Origin of the sequence: Sphingobacterium sp. HSC-15S19 (genome assembly GCF_050433745.1) — a bacterium.
In the GTDB taxonomy this organism is placed as follows: domain Bacteria; phylum Bacteroidota; class Bacteroidia; order Sphingobacteriales; family Sphingobacteriaceae; genus Sphingobacterium; species Sphingobacterium siyangense.
In genome coordinates this window covers 381,990-398,968 of the sequence record NZ_JBNPWQ010000001.1, presented here as the reverse complement: position 1 = coordinate 398,968, position 16,979 = coordinate 381,990, and the positions used below count along the sequence as shown (strand labels likewise).

The window sequence follows — 16,979 nt, the reverse complement described above, 5'->3', positions numbered from 1 at the left end:
ATCAATTACGCTTTTTCACTTCCACCCAATATCTTCTGGGCTTTTTCACAAACTTATCATAGTCTGTATAGATTGCAGACCAGTCGTCATTACCGTTCAATGAAAAAGCAAAAGCATTGTTAACAATTGTTTTAGCCTGTTTATTGCCAAGATCCTCGGTACCAGGACCAAGAAAACTACAATTTACGCTGCTTCCATCTGCGGCAATTAGCGTCAAGATATCGGTTGTGTAGTCCCGCTCCCATTTCCCTTCACCCTTCGGTATTTTACGATAAAATTTATTGACATCTGTTTTGGGGTCTGGTGTATAAATGAAATTGGCATATTTTCCGTCAGCGCCGGCATCATTTACAAATGTACCCGTAGTTTTACCTGTCGGTGTTACTCCTGTCAGTTTAAAGGTTATGCTATTATCCAATTCCACTTGAGGACCATCAGATACAGGCCATATCCATGGTTTACTCGTTAAGGATAAAACCGCGCCACCACCATATTCAGGCCCTGTACCACCATAAAGTACAAGTCCGGTAATATCGTAGGTACCGAGGATCGTTTCGGTAAAAGGCTCGACGATGACCTCCCATTCTCGAGATTCACCTGTCTCTGCTGTCACGGTATAATTATACTTATAGTTGCCGGCAAGAAAATTGACTTCAGAACCAGAGGCAGGCGAAACAGTAGCGCGATAAGATTGTTGGATCACAGGTTTCACTTTGGAAAAGTCAGTATTGTCCTCCACCAATACTTTTACTTTCACTGTCCCAGCGGCCCTGTCTACAACTGCTGCTCCTATCTGCGTAAAGCCTGTCCCCATGGAAAAGTTTTCAATGGATTTCTCATTGCTCTCGACTCCCTTATAGGGATCCTTTTTACAACCAAAGACTGTAAAAACCAATATCAAATATGCTGCAAAACCAGCTTTATATGTTTTCAGATTCATAATAAAATAGTTATGGTTTCAATAATGGGTTTGTATCAATTTCACGCTGTGGAATTGGAAAAAAGTATGCTCCTGAAGTGATGGATTTACCATACTTTTCTACCAAAACTTTTTCCATCAGATGATTGCGTCGTAAATCAAACAGCCTATTCCCTTCAAATGCAAGCTCTAGTGCACGTTCTTCAACTACTGCCTCACGAAATGCAGCGACCGATAGATTTGCTGTAAGCGGGCCTAGGCCTGCCCGGCTACGGATTTTATTCACCGCAGCATATCCCTCAGCTGTAGGACCAGCAGACTCTGCATAAACCAGAAGAATATCCGAATAACGTATCACCGGCGAATTGGTACTCATTTTATCTGCATCCCGAAGTGGATCAATGTACTTTCGGGTAAAAGGTCGCGAGAAATCCGCAATACCAAGTTTAATGGTTTTGCCATCGGGATTGACAACTTCTGAAACAATAAGGTCTGTTTTCCTCTTATCACTTGAGTTGTAGCTGTTGTAGTGCGCGGCCTCCATCTGAAAATGGTTCCACCCTTTACCAATATTGATTATTGTAGTCTCAGGATCGCTTGGATTGTATGGAATACGCATTGCAAAACCGGGATCAGGCAAAAACATGTTCGGTAATTTGGAATAATTCCCCTCGCGCTCACCTGAGCGATCTACAGCAGCGTCAAATATGTGTTCGGAAACGGCAGCTTTTTTATAAATTTCAGTATTCCAGATATCAGGTAACACACTTGTAAAATTAAAAATTTGCTGATCGTTGATCACTTTTGCGGCATATGTATTCGCTTCAAGATAGAGCTTTGTCGCATCAGTTACAAATTCGTAGCCTGGCGAAGTTGAAGCTTTTGAAGACGCCATATGGAGGTATACCTTTGCGAGTAATGACTGGGCAGCACACCGATTTGCCCTTCCCTCAAAATTTTTAGAAATTGACATCAATTGTTCCCCTTGCTTTAGATCAGCAATGATAACATCGTAAACCTGCTGGATACTTGACTTGGCTACAGGGATCTGCTCGGCCTCAACAAGGGGTTCTAAACGAAGCGGAACTTCACCGAATAGACGCACTAGATTAAAATTGTGAAGTGCACGCAAAAAATAAGCCTCGCCGATAATTTGATTGCGGTCAGCTTCCGCCATATTAGGAACGTTAGGAACATTGGCTATTACGGCGTTAGCACGTGAAATACCACGATAAAGATATGTCCATAGATTATCAAGATCTGAATTTGTCGAGGTAGTCCGTAATTGATCCAGTTCAAAATTTGACTGCCCTGCATCTGCTTTCGCTGTCAGATTCTCAGTCGGCAATTCAGTAATAATGTAATAACCCCTAGAATAATATCCGACTTCAGGCAAAATGGCGTAAGCATAGATCAAGCCTGAAAGCGCATCTTGCCCCGTCTTGTAAAAAGACTTTGAATTAACTATTCCATAAGGCTCTTCTGTTAGTTTAGAACAGGATATAAAAGTACTGCTGATTAGTCCTAAAAGACAAATAGGTATAAAAAGTTTATTGATTTTCATGGCTGTTTAATTTAAAATCCAACGGATAATCCAAGGGAATAAGTTCGAGGTCGTGGGTAATTACCCCAGTTGATTCCATCCAATCCCATCTCGGGATCAAAACCCTTGTTAAATTTGGTAAAAGTCAGTAAGTTATTGCCGGCGGCAAACAACCTTAATGTGCTGATGCCAGCAATCAGGCCCGGCTTAAAATTATAGCCAATGGTAACATTTTGCAGTCTAAGAAAGGAACCGTCTTCAACGAAAAAATCCGAAGCTTTATAGCCTCGCGTATTATTGGCTCTAGGATATAACTGACTTGGGTTATCGGGCGTCCAGCGCTGCACTTGCCTGCTCGGTGTCATCTTTTGAAGATCGAAAACATCATTCCCATATACGCCGTAAAACTGGGCACTTAGGTCAAAACGCTTGTACGAAGCACTGGTATTAAAGCTATAAATGAATTTAGGTGTAGGGTCGCCAATTACTGTACGGTCATATGTAGGATCTATGGTCCCATCAGACTCGCCCTTAGGGCCGCTGATATCGACGTATTTAATCTCACCTGGTAATGCCTCCCGCCCAGTAAGTCCGGCACCTATCCCTTCCTCCAATGTTTGAATTATTCCATTTGCACGATAACCATAGAACGTATACATTGGTTGGCCAACGATAAAATGGTTGACATTCTGACGTACCATTTCAATCAATGATCCTGTGACAACACGGTCACTCTCGCCCATTCTAACCACTTTGTTACGGTTGAGAGCGAAATTGCCACCAACAGACCACTGTAAACCGTCGGTTTGAATTACTTTAGCATTGAGTCCCAATTCGAAACCACGGTTACTTATTTCACCATCGTTTACCCATTGTTGATCAAAGCCTGAGGATGGTGAAATTGTACGCGTACGGAGTAAATCTTTCGTCTGCTTGTCGTAATAATCTGCCGTCAGGGTAAAGCGCTGGTTCATAAACCCGATATCCAAACCAATATCGAAAGATGTTGTCGTCTCCCACTTTAGGCTTTTGTTCCCTAAGCCACCAACGACAGTAAGCCCCTGCTCATTATTGGCTCCGGCCAAGCCCGGACCAAAGCCCGTCATAAAACCATTTTGTGATCCTACAAAATAGCGCTCAGAGCCATAGCGGTCCATGGTCTGATAAGGAGATATCCCCTGATTACCTGTCAATCCATAACTTGCTCTAAATTTCAGCTCGGAAAATGCGCCCAGGTGTTTAATGAATTCTTCTTCACTTATTTTCCAGGCGAATGCTGCTGACGGGAAAAAGGCCCACTTATTATTGTCCCCAAATTTAGTAGAGCCATCTGCGCGACCGGTCAGGGTAAAAAGATACTTATCTGCTAAAGCATAATTTACCCGTCCAAACCAAGAATTCAATGTAGATGAAGAGAGTCCATTACTGAGTGTCTTTGTCTTTGCACTGTTGAGATTTTCATTTTGAAGGTTATCGTTGACAAAATTCATCCCTATCAAATTACTCGTTCTGGTTGTTGATGTCTGTAAAGAGAAACCTCCTACAATATTAAAGCGATGTATATCGTTAAATGTCTTGTTGATGGTGAGATAGTTTTCATTGACTAGCTCATTATTGTTATAGTTGCTAATAGAGCCATAACCTGTATTTTCATAACCTCGAAATGTCACAGTGGCTGGCTCGTAGATATCACCAACAGAATTACCAAACTTAGTACTTAACTGTGTCCTAAACTGAAGCCAATCAGTAAATTTTATATTAGCAAATACTGTAGCCAAGACGTCTATAGTCTTTGACTTGTTGAGCACTTCATTAGCAATCGCTATCGGATTACCAAAATCCGTAGCCGATGTACGAAAATAGTTTCCATTTTTGTCATAAACAGGGAATATACGCGTACGGCCGGCACTCAAATTTTGCCCTTGATTGTTCGTATGTGTCAATATCACATTTGTACCAGCGGAGATAGCCTCAGTTAATTTTTGGTCTAAATTCAATCTGCCGGTATATTTGTCATACGCATTTTTTATCGCGAGTCCCTCTTCCTTATAATAATTACCGGACATGGAGTATTTTGTATTATCTGAACCTCCATCTACACCAAGCGTATAGTTTTGGGAAAAAGGGTTTCGATAGACTAAATCTGCCCAGTCGGTATTGGTGGTCCACTGTGGTTTATTGGGGTCCAACCCGCGCAATTCAGCTATAGACGGAAAGTAAACCCCACTCCTAACTTCGCCTAGATAAGGTAATTGACTTAAAGGAGTCCCCCCATTTAATGCCGCCTCATTTGCATAAACAGCTTCTTCGATGCCATCACGCCAAAGATCAGGTTTGACAGCTAGTGTCGAAATAGAATTTAAAGTGTTTAAAGATATTCTTGGTTTACCGGCTCTTGCCTTTTTGGTGGTAACCATAATAACTCCATTGGCCCCACGCGAACCATATATTGCTGCTGATGAGGCGTCCTTAAGTACTTCGATGGACTCAATATCTTCAGGATTTATCTGTTTTAGATCTCCTGCATCACCCCAGGGAAATCCATCAACAACAACAAGTGGCGCATTGGATCCATTGAGAGAGCTATTACCACGGATACGTACTGTAGCGCCAGCTCCAGGCTTACCGCTTGAAATTGCCACTTGGACTCCAGGGATCTTTCCTTGCAATAATTGATCCACTGATGAAGCCGGAGTCTTGTTTAGGTCCCCACCTTTGAGTGTGGCCACAGCGCCTGTAAGATCACTCTTTTTAACTCCGCCGTAACCGATAACAACCACATCCTCGAGATCGACTGTGGCGGTTGCCAAAACTGCATTTACAACTGTTTGATTATTTAATTGGACGTTTTCGGTCTTGAGTCCGAGCGAAGTGAAGGTCAAAACTCCTGTTCCGCCTGGCACAGAAATCTGATAATTCCCTTTTTCATTTGTGGTGACTGCCTGATTTCCATATTTTACTGTTACTCCAGCTAAAGGCTGACCCTGATTGTCCCGAACGGTTCCGGAAACTAATCGACTCTGAGCAACACTTAATTGAACGGCAAATAGCGCACTGCAAAAAAGAGTATAAGTCGTCAATAAACTTCTTCTCATAATATATAACATTTAGATTTATAAATTGCTTACTATGGGTAACTTCTATTAAGCATACGTACTGTATATCCCTTTCTTAATTGGTTAGCCTCAAGTATTAGACAAATATATTCCAATACCCCACTTAAAGATCAATACTATTTTAACCAAATGTTATACTCAAATTAAAATATACCCCATCTTACAATCAAAACCACAAAATACTATATATATTATTTTAACTCTTAAATGAAAACACGGCTGCCACTGAAGTTGAGTCTATAGGCAGATGGGGTACAATTTTTTTTACGTTTGAATGCCCGGTTAAAGTTGGAAATATTATTAAAACCACATAGGTAACAAATCTCAGCGACTGTATTGCTCGTCTCTATTAACATTCTGGTAGCGTGGCCAAGTCTTATTTCATTGAGATTGTCAATAAATGTTTTTCCTGTACGTTTCTTTATAAACCGGGAGAAAGAAACTTCGGACATATTGACCAGTTCGGCGACGTCATTAAGGGAGATCAATTTGCTGAAGTTTTTATTCATATAATCAAATGCTACATCTAAACGACGGCTTCGAAAATTCAGTGATTTGTCCAAAAGCATATCTCCCTCAACCAGTAGTTCAGTGTCTTTGCTTACCGATAAATCCCGCAAAATTAGCATTAATTTTATCACTGAATCAAACCCCACCGTTTTATGCAAATTCAATATTTCGGGTGCGATTGACTTAATAGTGCTTTTCGAGAATTTTATACCAAAGCTGCTTACTTGCAACATTCTTTTAATAAAATTCAGTTGATTTTTATTTAAAAATTGATCGCTAAATAGATCTTTATTCCATTGCACTGTCACTTCAACAATATTCTTTGATCTACAATTATTATTGAACCAGCCATGTGGCAAATTAGGGCCTGTCAAAACGAGCTCATAATCTCCAATTTCTTCAATCCTGTCTCCGACAACTCGCTGAGCACCGGAAGCATTCAAAATCATATTTAATTCGTACTCCTCATGGTAATGATATGGAAAATCAAATTTATCTTTAATGCGATGAAACACAGTGAAGCATTCTGTTTCTCTTAATGGAGTGACTTCTTTGATCGGATGGTGGCTCATAATTGTTAAAATACTATTATCTAAAATAACACTATAGTTATTAATAAACAATAACAGAACAATCAAATAGTATGAATCAAGCTATTATCAGTTAAAATAGTATTATATTTATGATACTCCCCAAATACTGGATAACTGTTTAAATGTTTAAATTAGCAGTTAATAGATGAAAAAACACGAAGAAAGTTTAGTGCAAGCTTCAAAGCTAAAGTAGCTATCGAAGCTATTAAGGAACAGCAAACGATTCATGAGCTTGCCTCTAAATATGAAGTTCAAGCTACGCAGATCAATACCTGGAAGCGGGAATTCTTAGATAATGCTGAAGCAGCATTTACGACGGATAAGCCTATGGTTAATGATGATTCGAAAGAGAAAGAGCTCTATTCGAAGATCGGCGAACTCCAGATGCAGGTTGATTTCTTAAAAAAAATCTTGGGCAAATGAGCACAGAAGATAAACGTAAGCTTATTTGCCCGTCCCACCACCATCTGAGCATTCATAAACAGTGTAAAATCATAGAACTCCCTCATAGCAGTTACTATTTCAAATCTAAGGGAGTATCTACGCTGAAGCAACAGCTGATGAATGCGATAGATCGCAAATTTCTAGATTGTCCATTTTATGGTGTTAAACGTATGACTGTTCACCTGTGTAAAGACCTGGGGTATTTTGTAGGTGAGAAACGTATTCGGAGGCTTTATAAGCTCATGAACCTTAGGACGATATATCCGAAGAAGAATTTGAGTAGATCAAACAAAGCTGATTATAAGTTCCCCTATCTTCTGAGGAATCTCAAGATAGAACGAATAAATCAGGTGTGGCAGGCTGATATAACCTACATCCCCATGTTCCGGGGTTTTATGTACATGTTTGCTATCATCGATGTGTATAGTAGAAAGATCATGGGTTGGGGAGTTTCCAATACAATGAATGCAGAATGGTGCAGGGATATCATGCTTGAAACGATTGAAAAACACGGTAAACCAGATATTTTTAATACAGATCAAGGCTCTCAATTTACTTCCAGTATCTTTGTTCGTGCGCTGCAAGATGCAGAAGTTCAAATATCTATGGATGGCAAAGGTCGTGCGATCGATAACATTTACATAGAAAGATTTTGGGGTTCACTAAAGAGAGAGAAAATCTATTTGAATCCTCCTAACGCAGGGATGGATCTCTATCAGAAAGTTAACGCTTATGTTACCTTTTATAACACGATAAGACGGCACGATTCGCTTGATGATGAAACTCCAGACACTGTTTATTACGCAAAGAAAGCCTCATAATTGGTCGGTGCAATAAGGAAAGCTGGTGGTAGGTATAATATTTCCCTCTTTTTCAAACACCCTCAATCACTTTGGGGAGGGGATTTGAAAAAAGAAAAATATTAGCAAATACAGTCAAAAATTGAAGATTATATATTAAGTTTGAATTTAGTTGTCCAACAAACCGGCAGTATCATCGAGCTCCTGCCACAATGTGGTGATCAATATGCTCGGCTCTTCCCCCATACGCTTTTTTATATGCGTAAAAGAATTTTTCAAGCGGATTAATCTTGCATTGAGATTTCCGGAGCAAGGTTTCCATGTCCAAATAGTTTTTGACGGTTTGTCTGTGCATGCACAGATGCCGTGCCATGGCACGTATGGAATATCCTTTTTTCTGTAATTCCTTCAGTTGCTCAAACCGCTTTAAGCGGATCCCGCCATGAGCTGAATCCGGAGAGCTTCTGTTTTCAGATAGTGAGCTTTGATTTTCAGCTATTTGTTGATCGTCAACCCGCAACTGCTTATTGGCCAACAAAGCTGTGGCTTTGCTGTAATGCCTAATCAAAACTTTCTGTACAGCCTCACTTAAATTTTTCAACACCTTTTGCTGGTGAAAAATCGCTTTTTTCAATCAACCGTAGTATAGTCGTATCGCTAGTGGGTATAGACAATATGGTACAAATCCGCTGAGCAGGCCTTCCTCCGGCAAGAAGCCCAAGTTGTCTGATCTTACTTTCCAGACGCTCAGTCCTCCGTTTATATGGCCTGAAATGACTCTCGAGCCTCTCGGTGAATATTTTGAACGGACATTCGTCTTGATGACAATAAAATTTACGAGAGCGAAGAATAATTCTGGAAGTTTTACCAAAGACAGGAAGGTCTGCGATCTTGCGGGTGTAATAGCTGTGGATTCTTTTCGAAGTGATGCAGCAGTTTGGGCAGACAGCACTTTGGGTAGTACTCTGCACATAAACTACCAGTACATCTTGCTGGTTATCTACTGATATAATCCTGAAGTTATCACCATCGTCCGAAAAAACAAGTTTTGATGCATTCATTAAAATATGAACGCTAATTGAAGACAAATATAATGGTATTACCACCAAAAGTGGGGAAGAACCAACATCAGCCAGTATGGCAGTTGAATAACAGCTTTAAACGCACTACGCATCCCTAATTCTAATTCAATTTTGAGGGGTCAGCTTGTTCAAGTATATCCAGACTTCACATTTTTTATTTGCTCATGTTTGTTATTGCGATATTCGGAGATGTATACTTTGCAGAAATAAATTAAGCACGAAATTAAAGTAGCTCAAAATTTACCTTTTAACTGGATATGCTGCACCACAGTTTTCAACCGATTGTCTGTGATAGCTATCCTGTCAAATCCTGTTCCTGTCGATTTAAAAGTGTTGATACCGTTTTTAAATCCGCTTTTGATCTGGTTTCCGCTCACATTGATATCTGATGATCTGCGTACCGAAGAAGATTGAATATCGATACCGACCTCATTGGAATCATTCCCCTCAATAATATTTCCCTCTACGGAACAGTTGTCGACCGTATATAACGAGATGCCCGTTTTCCCAACACCCAAAACAACATTTCCGGCAGTTTGATCCAGGGCTAAAAATCCACTTTCAAAATATCTTGTTCAAAAAATTATCCTGTCTATCAGACTATCAACGAGATGTAATGCGATAGATATGCAATTCTATTTCTTATCCTATGCAAAGTCGATCGAAGAACAAATCTGTTAGATTTGTAAGACTGCAAATGATCAAAATCCAGATAGAATAGATAAATGTTCCTAATATGAAATCAATATTTGAGAAAAACATAAGAGAAGCGGTCATCGAAAGAATTAATTTATTACACGAGGACAGCGATGCTCTTTGGGGAAAAATGACAGTAACGCAATTATTAATCGAGCAATATGAAACATTTGAAAAAGCTACATTTGTACATTGGTTCTTTGGTAGAATGTCCAGAGCCCAATTAGGTCAGTTCATATACAAACATTGCAACCACCATTTAAAGCAGTTTGGAGCGTAACCCAAAAAGTCACGGAACCGCTACATGTGTCAGACGTTATAACGGGTTCGTTCGAGGGCAGGTATCTGAAAATGGAATAGGTCATTATTGGTGTAATGTTTCAACACGCAGGATTGTGTTTAATCTCGGATATGATCTATTATAAAAAAAGCGCCATTGAACAAACTCAAGTTATTTATTTATATTTGATCTGCTCAATTTCTTTAATTTGAATAGTATTCTACTAATATAAATGGGAAAACCTGTATTTTTATATCTGATTTTATTTTTTATAGCCACAATTTCCAAAACTAAAGCGATTGCTTTAAAAGACTCCTCAATTCTCAATCTTACTAATCTCATTCAAAATAAAGATACTTTTGTTGAGCAAAAAGAGCTTTATCTTTCCCTGATAAAAAAAAAGCTGGACAATAGCACCGAAAATCTGAATCTAAAATTTGAATTACAAAAACAGCTGAGTAGCTCATACGCATCCTATAAATCTGATTCCGCTATTTATTATGCTAAGAAAAATTTGGAACTGGCAAATAAACTCCAGAGTCCAAATTGGATACTAGAAACTGAATTAGACCTTTCTCTACATTATCTGGTCGCAGGTATGTACATTGATTCTAAAGATATTTTGGATAGAATACCCATCCAAAAATTAAACAATCACCTAAAAATAAAATATCTGGATGCTCAAAAGAACTTTTTCAAGTTTTATGCATACCATAATTATAACCAAAAAAATTATTTAGCAATTAGCCGTAATTATCGTGATTCTTTATTAACGCTGCTTGATGAATCTTCGAATCACTACAAAATGGTATATGCAGAAAAACTGATCGACCTGAACAAAATAAAAGAGGCTAAAGTAATCTTGAATTCAATATTCGCGACAATAAAGGAAGATAGCCATGAAAAAGCAATGCTTGCATTCTCACTTTCAGAAATATACCGAAAGGAAGGCAATGTAGGCAAACAGTGCGAACTGCTGATTATATCCGCAGCTTGCGATATTAAAAATGCGATAAAAGAAAATACTTCCATGCAAGCGTTAGCATTTTTACTGCACCAACAAGGTTACATCGATGAATCCTATATGTGTATAAAATCATCGCTTGAAGACGCAATCTTCTGCAATGCTAAATTTAGGACCTATGAAGTTTCTCAAATTTTCCCAATTATTGATACCTCTTATCAGGAACATCAAAAACAAAAAAAGGAGCAATTGTTTACGTTTTTAATTGTTGCTTCCGTCCTTTCCATATTATTGATACTAGCGATAATATATGTTTATAAACAGATGAGAAAAGTGAGTAGGTTCAGGCTCGAATTATTTAAAGCAAATCAGGATCTCAATAAACTAAATGACGAATTACAAACTAAAAATGAAGAGTATAAAATTGTAAACAACAAATTGTCCAAAACGAACAATTTGTTGTATGAATCCAATCACATCAAAGAGGTATACATCGGACATTTTCTTGATATCTGTTCAATGTACATCACGAAATTGGAGAAATTTCAGACCTTAATAAAGAAAATGATCATGGGAGACAAAATCTCGGAGCTCCTTAACTTGGTTAAATCTAACGAGAGAATAGACAAAGAAAAAAAGGAACTGTTTAATACCTTTGATCATATTTTTCTTCATCTCTTTCCCAGTTTTGTAGACGATTTAAACTCGTTGCTGACCGAAGATGGAAAGATAATGCTTAAAACGAATGAGCTCTTGAATACCGAATTGCGCATCTTCGCCCTAATCAGACTCGGTGTAAATGATTCATCCAAAATTGCTGGATTTCTCCATTGTTCCTTAAACACAATTTATACTTATCGGGCAAAAATTAAAAGCAAAGCTATCATAGATAAGGATGAATTTGATAAAAACATCATGCAGATCGGAACGATTAAAAGTATTTAGAAACAAGACACCCGATACGTTTAAATACCCATCTATACAGCTCTGATTCGCTGTATTACATATCGTACTGCGTGTTAAATTTAGATTATTCGGTACGCTAAATGTTATTTCCCTACCTAATTTACTGCTGTTATATCTATATTTTTCTAAAGAAAAATATAGATATAACAGCTAATAATCAAATACTTAAACATTCACCAGACTTATATTTTGCGTTTACGATCTTTTTCCTGGGATTTGGTTTCTCTAGATTTGGAACTGTAACCAATGGCTGTTTTAGAAAATACCTAAGCAGCAAAAAAGGGATAATTTAAAAATTTTAAACAACCAATTTATGAGGGTAATCTATTTAAGACAGTGCTCGTCTTTAAAGTATCTATTAACTGTGTTTATGTGGATACTGATAATGACATGGGTACAAGCTCAAGAAAAAAACATTCAAGGGAAAATTCTTGATGTGACAGGTAAACCAATGGCCGGTGTTTCTATTACCGTATCCGGAAAACCAAAAGCTACTAAAACAGATGACGAAGGAAGATTTTCACTATCCGCAGTAAATGTCGGGGATAAATTACAGATAAGTTTTCTAGGCTATAAAAAATTGGAAAAGAATATTGATAACGCCACTGTCTATAATCTAACGCTTGAAACAAATGAAGAAAGATTAGCGGACGTTGTAGTAGTTGGCTACGGAACCCTAGATAAAAAAGAAGTAACCAGCGCCATTACACATCTAAACGGTAAGGATCTCAACGTATTTGGTGGAAATGGCGTACTTAATGCTCTTGCTGGCAAGGTAGCGGGACTCAGTGTAGTAAACACTGGCCAGTCAGATCCGAATTCCTCTCCCAGTCTGCAACTACGTGGTGTGTCTTCCCGCAACGCCGGACTTGGACCGCTTTATGTGGTTAATGGTGTTCCTGGGGGAAATGTTGACAACTTAAATCAAAACGATATTGAATCAATCGATATACTCAAAGGAGGTGCAGCTTCTGCTATCTATGGAACACGTGGGAGCAATGGCGTAATTATTATCACAACAAAAAAAGGCACATCTGAGCCTTACGCATTTTATGATGGATATGCGAGTTTTGACTTACCGAATAACCGTATCCAGGTTCTCAGTGCCGAAGATTTTTTAAAACACAACCGAGGAACGGATTTTGGAGGAAATACCAATTGGTTTAACGAAGTATCGCGCAAATTCGCCTTTAATCAAAAAAATACGCTTCAGTTAGCTGGTGGAAACAGACAAACCAATTATATCGTCTCATTTGACCTGCGCAATGCTCATGGATTGGACTTACGTTCAGACAAGAAAGAATACGGGGCGCGGTTGAATCTGTCCCATACCTCGGCCAATAACCTGTATACAGCCACTGTAACCATTGCGCCCAGGTTCCTTAAAGCAAATAATGCCAGTTATAATGCATTCAATCAAAGTTTGACACTAAATCCGACATTGCCGGTGATGGATGCAAAAAATCCAAACTTATTCAATTATATCAATACGGGTTTTTCTGGTGCTTATAATCCTGTTGAAGAACTTCGCACGGTATTGGATGGAACCGAGGGCAAGTACCTGGACTGGAATGCAGCTTTTAAACTTAACATTTTGGAAAACTTGTCTACACAGGTAACGTTGGCACAACAATCTTCTGATTTTTTTGATTTCAATTTTACACCGTCCTACAATACAGGCGCGATTAATGGAAATAGTGGTAGAAATTCAGCAGGAAGAAATTATAAAAAAAGTGACCAGTATGTATTTGAATGGACAGGAAACTACAAACAAAGTTTCGGAAGACATAATATTAACGTATTAGGAGGATATGCATATAATTATTTTCTGTATTCAGGAATGAATGCGGGTAACCAAAATTTCCCATCCGATGTACTGACGTATAACAATCTGGGCTCAGGTCAATATGACGTCCCTATTCCTACCAATCCACAGCCGGGTGATTACACATTCAGATCGGTTGGTTCATATAAAAATGATGCGAAACTGATCGCTTTTTTTGGAAGAGTAAATTATGATTTGGCAAATAAATATTATGCATCGGCAAGTTTGCGCTATGAAGGCTCTTCTAAATTTGGAAGACTGAACAAATGGGGTTATTTCCCCGCGCTCTCCTTAGGCTGGCGAATTATGGAAGAGGATTTCTTTCCGAAAGCTTCTTGGATCAATGACCTGAAACTTCGAGCAGATTACGGTGAGACGGGTAATCAGGACTTTGGCAGTTACCTTTCGTTAGATACTTATCAAGGTTATGGTTATTTTGCATTTAACGGGGCATCGTACCAAGTTTGGGGTCCCAGTCAGAATACCAACTATGACCTTCGTTGGGAAAAAGCACAGAACTTAAATTTCGGCGTCGATTTTGATCTTTTCCAACGAAAAATAAGTGGTAGTATCAATTATTATGTACGTACCAACAAAGATCTACTAGGCTCCTATAACGTTCCGGTTCCACCATTCGTGTTAACAACAACCTTTGCCAATGTAGGTACTATGAAAAATTCGGGCCTGGAAGTGCAATTGAATGCTAAAATCCTCACCCAGAAAGATTTTTCATATTCGGTAAGTTTCGCTGGAGCATCAAATAGCAATAAATTCGTTTCCTTTTCAAATGACATTTATAAGGGGCAAAACTTTCAATTCATGTCCTATATGCCTTCGCCGGGGTCTCCCGGACCAGCTCAACGTTTGGAAGAAGGACGGAGAATCGGCAGTTTCTATATGTACGAATCTGCCGGTATCGACGCCACTGGACGTTTGATGGTGTATGATAAGGACAACAATATTATACCCGGAAACACAGCAAAGGAAGAAGATAAACGTTTTGTAGGCAATGGATTACCATTGTTTACCGCCAGTTTGGGACAGAACTTTACCTACAAAAACTTCGATCTTTCGGTATTTTTACGAGGTTCATTTAAATACGACCTCTTTAACACGACCGCTTTTTATTTGGGAACCCCAGTTACGCAATCTGGTGCGAACGTGCTCAAATCGGCTTATGGAAATGGCAAATATGCTGCGTTGACCAATGCAGAGACCTATTCTACTCTTTCGGATTACTTCTTGGAGAAAGGTGATTTTGTAAAAATCGACAATATTACGATTGGTTATAATATCAAACCTCCTGTCAAGCAAATCAGTTCGATCCGGGTGTATGCCGTAGCACGCAATCTATATACTTTCACCAAGTTTACAACAGGTGATCCTGAAGCAATATCCGTTAATGGACTGACACCCGGTATAAATACTTCCTTGTCTTACTATCCATCGACGGCACAATTCCTAGCAGGCTTACAGGTTAAATTCTAACGATTAAACACAACAAAGAGATGAAATTTTCATTACGTTATATAATTCCCCTTTCCATTAGCACCCTAATTTTGGGAAGCGCAAGCTGTACCAAGCTTGACGAAACCTTATATGATAAAATTACTTCTGACAATTTCTTACAGAAAAGAGAAGATGTGATCCGTGATTTTTTGAGACCGTTTGAACATGCCTTTTGGTCGATTCAGGGTGGTGGTCTATTTTACGCGCAGGAACTCCCTGCCGACCAATTGATGACCCCAAATAGGGATGGCGACTGGTTTGATGGAGGCAAATACCAACGGGCTCATTACCATACCTGGACAGTTCAGGATGATTATACCAGTGATATGTGGAAAGCTCTTTTTCAGGGTATCAGTTTAGCTACAAACTCGCTTGAGGATATCGAAAAGGTGGATATCCAAAAAGTTCAGATCACTGAAGCGGAAAAGGCCGACTTTGTGGCTGAGCTGAAGACACTCCGGGCCTGGTTCAACCTACGGGCTTTTGATTTATACCGGAATATTCCACTGGTAACAAAAGTAAAGGGTGAAACTGCAACTCCGCCGCAAGCGACACCTGCTGAAACCTTCGCCTTTATTGAAAAAGAGCTGAAAGATGCTATTCCCGGATTGCCACTCCGTCAGGATCTCGGCACAACGGGTATTGGTAGATGGACAAAAGGCGGAGCCGCAGCCTTATTGGCCAGACTTTATCTGAATGCTGAAGTTTATACGGGTCAAAGCAAATATGCTGAATGTGCTGCGGTATGTCAGGATATCATAGACGGAAAATATGGCAATTACCAATTGGAAACGATATGGTCAAAACCTTTTGATTACGATAACGCAAATTCAAGTGAAGTTATCTACGGATTCCCTGCAACTTTGGCCCGCACACACTGGCATTATAGTTCGGATATGTATTGGTGGATGGCACCGCATCAGGCTCAAAATTTCTTCGGCTTTACCGATTTCGGAAATATGAATACCCGCTATGCCCTTCAGCCAGGACGGGATGTGGACAGTGTCGAGTATAATTTTGCCCTCGGTAAGCCCTTTATCAAATTTCAGCGCTATCCAGATGATCTTCGATTAAAGAAATATAAAAATCTTGGCAATAGTAAAAGAGAAGGTATGTTTTTGTTCGGTTACCTCCCCTATTATAGCGATCCGACAAAATTGGTCAAAAGCAACCGAGGATATACCATCTTTGCCCGTGATCAGGTGGGATGGTTTAAAGATACCCCTCCGGGAACAAAGATCGCAGATAAAGAATCCAATATGAACCATGCAGATGACAACTCTGGCTTATGGGTTGCGAAATATCCGATATATCCTTCTAAGGATCCAAATACCATTTCTTCGGCATTTGCAGAGATTAGACTTGCTGAAATTTATTATTCACTAGCTGAATGTAAATATAGAACCGGCGATAAAGGATCCGCCGCAAAATTGTTGAATGCGGTGCGTAAGCGTAACTATCCAACTGGCTCAAACAGCCTGTACCTGGAGTCGGGACAGCAATTGAGCGATCAGGAAATGATCGATGAATGGGGTCGTGAGTTCCTGGTCGAAGGAAGACGCCGAACCGATTTAATTCGTTGGGGTAAATTCAATTCTGGAAAATGGTGGGATAAAGAACCTGATAATAGTGATCATACTAAAATTTATCCTATTGGTCAGAGTGTTTTCACACTAACTCCGTCATTGCAACAGAATCCCGGATACTAATCAGTTTTAGTAAGTATAAAACC

The 16,979-nt window shown here is 39.3% G+C and carries 12 protein-coding genes and 1 pseudogene; 6 read left to right on the top strand and 7 right to left on the bottom strand.

The window, feature by feature from the left end; all coding sequences use genetic code 11:
* Nucleotide 1: 1 nt before the first annotated feature.
* From L1283_RS01750 to L1283_RS01735, 4 genes are all read right to left on the bottom strand, one after another.
* Nucleotides 2–940: a hypothetical protein gene (locus L1283_RS01750; RefSeq protein ID WP_201303565.1), complete on the bottom strand. Its 939-nt coding sequence runs from the start codon at nt 938–940 to the stop codon at nt 2–4.
* Between the two features lie 10 nt (nt 941–950).
* A complete protein-coding gene (locus tag L1283_RS01745) occupies nt 951–2,483 on the bottom strand; it encodes a RagB/SusD family nutrient uptake outer membrane protein (RefSeq protein ID WP_070566742.1) in 1,533 nt (510 codons plus the stop codon).
* Between the two features lie 11 nt (nt 2,484–2,494).
* Nucleotides 2,495–5,557, bottom strand: coding sequence for a SusC/RagA family TonB-linked outer membrane protein (locus L1283_RS01740; RefSeq protein WP_157698540.1), 3,063 nt, complete (start codon nt 5,555–5,557; stop codon nt 2,495–2,497).
* 224 nt (nt 5,558–5,781) lie between these two features.
* Nucleotides 5,782–6,660: an AraC family transcriptional regulator gene (locus tag L1283_RS01735; RefSeq protein WP_070566744.1), complete on the bottom strand. Its 879-nt coding sequence runs from the start codon at nt 6,658–6,660 to the stop codon at nt 5,782–5,784.
* Between the two features lie 162 nt (nt 6,661–6,822).
* Here L1283_RS01735 and L1283_RS01730 point away from each other — a divergent pair, with 162 nt between their 5' ends.
* Nucleotides 6,823–7,104, top strand: coding sequence for a transposase (locus tag L1283_RS01730; RefSeq protein WP_070566746.1), 282 nt, complete (start codon nt 6,823–6,825; stop codon nt 7,102–7,104).
* A pseudogene (locus L1283_RS01725) lies at nt 7,092–7,946 on the top strand (IS3 family transposase); the annotation flags it as partial. The gene L1283_RS01730 and the pseudogene L1283_RS01725, both read left to right, overlap by 13 nt.
* Nucleotides 7,947–8,118: 172 nt before the next feature.
* On the opposite strand, the gene L1283_RS01720 reads toward L1283_RS01725, so the two are convergent.
* The 3 genes from L1283_RS01720 to L1283_RS01710 form a co-directional block, all read right to left on the bottom strand.
* The gene (locus L1283_RS01720) at nt 8,119–8,559 is read right to left on the bottom strand and encodes a hypothetical protein (protein WP_429625691.1); all 441 of its coding nucleotides are present in this window, start codon (nt 8,557–8,559) and stop codon (nt 8,119–8,121) included.
* Complete coding sequence (locus L1283_RS01715; protein ID WP_088162440.1) at nt 8,510–8,986, bottom strand: transposase family protein; 477 nt, start codon at nt 8,984–8,986, stop codon at nt 8,510–8,512. Before L1283_RS01715 ends, L1283_RS01720 begins: the two co-directional genes overlap by 50 nt.
* A gap of 254 nt (nt 8,987–9,240) precedes the next feature.
* A complete protein-coding gene (locus tag L1283_RS01710; RefSeq protein ID WP_070566755.1) occupies nt 9,241–9,525 on the bottom strand; it encodes a right-handed parallel beta-helix repeat-containing protein in 285 nt (94 codons plus the stop codon).
* Nucleotides 9,526–9,743: 218 nt separating this feature from the next.
* Here L1283_RS01710 and L1283_RS01705 point away from each other — a divergent pair, with 218 nt between their 5' ends.
* The 4 genes from L1283_RS01705 (at nt 9,744) to L1283_RS01690 (ending at nt 16,956) form a co-directional block, all read left to right on the top strand.
* Nucleotides 9,744–9,983: a DUF1569 domain-containing protein gene (locus tag L1283_RS01705; RefSeq protein ID WP_070566757.1), complete on the top strand. Its 240-nt coding sequence runs from the start codon at nt 9,744–9,746 to the stop codon at nt 9,981–9,983.
* A gap of 232 nt (nt 9,984–10,215) precedes the next feature.
* Nucleotides 10,216–11,892, top strand: coding sequence for a DUF6377 domain-containing protein (locus L1283_RS01700; protein ID WP_088162441.1), 1,677 nt, complete (start codon nt 10,216–10,218; stop codon nt 11,890–11,892).
* A 391-nt stretch (nt 11,893–12,283) separates the two neighbouring features.
* On the top strand, nt 12,284–15,226 hold the full coding sequence (locus L1283_RS01695) for a SusC/RagA family TonB-linked outer membrane protein (RefSeq protein ID WP_070566761.1): 2,943 nt from the start codon (nt 12,284–12,286) through the stop codon (nt 15,224–15,226).
* 20 nt (nt 15,227–15,246) lie between these two features.
* On the top strand, nt 15,247–16,956 hold the full coding sequence (locus L1283_RS01690; RefSeq protein WP_070566764.1) for a RagB/SusD family nutrient uptake outer membrane protein: 1,710 nt from the start codon (nt 15,247–15,249) through the stop codon (nt 16,954–16,956).
* Nucleotides 16,957–16,979 lie beyond the last annotated feature (23 nt).

Coding starts and splice junctions, on each gene's coding strand:
- L1283_RS01750 (WP_201303565.1), bottom strand. CDS start 940: ATGAATCTGAAAACATATAAAGCTGGTTTTGCAGCATATTTGATATTG.
- L1283_RS01745 (WP_070566742.1), bottom strand. CDS start 2,483: ATGAAAATCAATAAACTTTTTATACCTATTTGTCTTTTAGGACTAATC.
- L1283_RS01740 (WP_157698540.1), bottom strand. CDS start 5,557: ATGAGAAGAAGTTTATTGACGACTTATACTCTTTTTTGCAGTGCGCTA.
- L1283_RS01735 (WP_070566744.1), bottom strand. CDS start 6,660: ATGAGCCACCATCCGATCAAAGAAGTCACTCCATTAAGAGAAACAGAA.
- L1283_RS01715 (WP_088162440.1), bottom strand. CDS start 8,986: ATGAATGCATCAAAACTTGTTTTTTCGGACGATGGTGATAACTTCAGG.
- L1283_RS01705 (WP_070566757.1), top strand. CDS start 9,744: ATGAAATCAATATTTGAGAAAAACATAAGAGAAGCGGTCATCGAAAGA.
- L1283_RS01700 (WP_088162441.1), top strand. CDS start 10,216: ATGGGAAAACCTGTATTTTTATATCTGATTTTATTTTTTATAGCCACA.
- L1283_RS01695 (WP_070566761.1), top strand. CDS start 12,284: ATGTGGATACTGATAATGACATGGGTACAAGCTCAAGAAAAAAACATT.
- L1283_RS01690 (WP_070566764.1), top strand. CDS start 15,247: ATGAAATTTTCATTACGTTATATAATTCCCCTTTCCATTAGCACCCTA.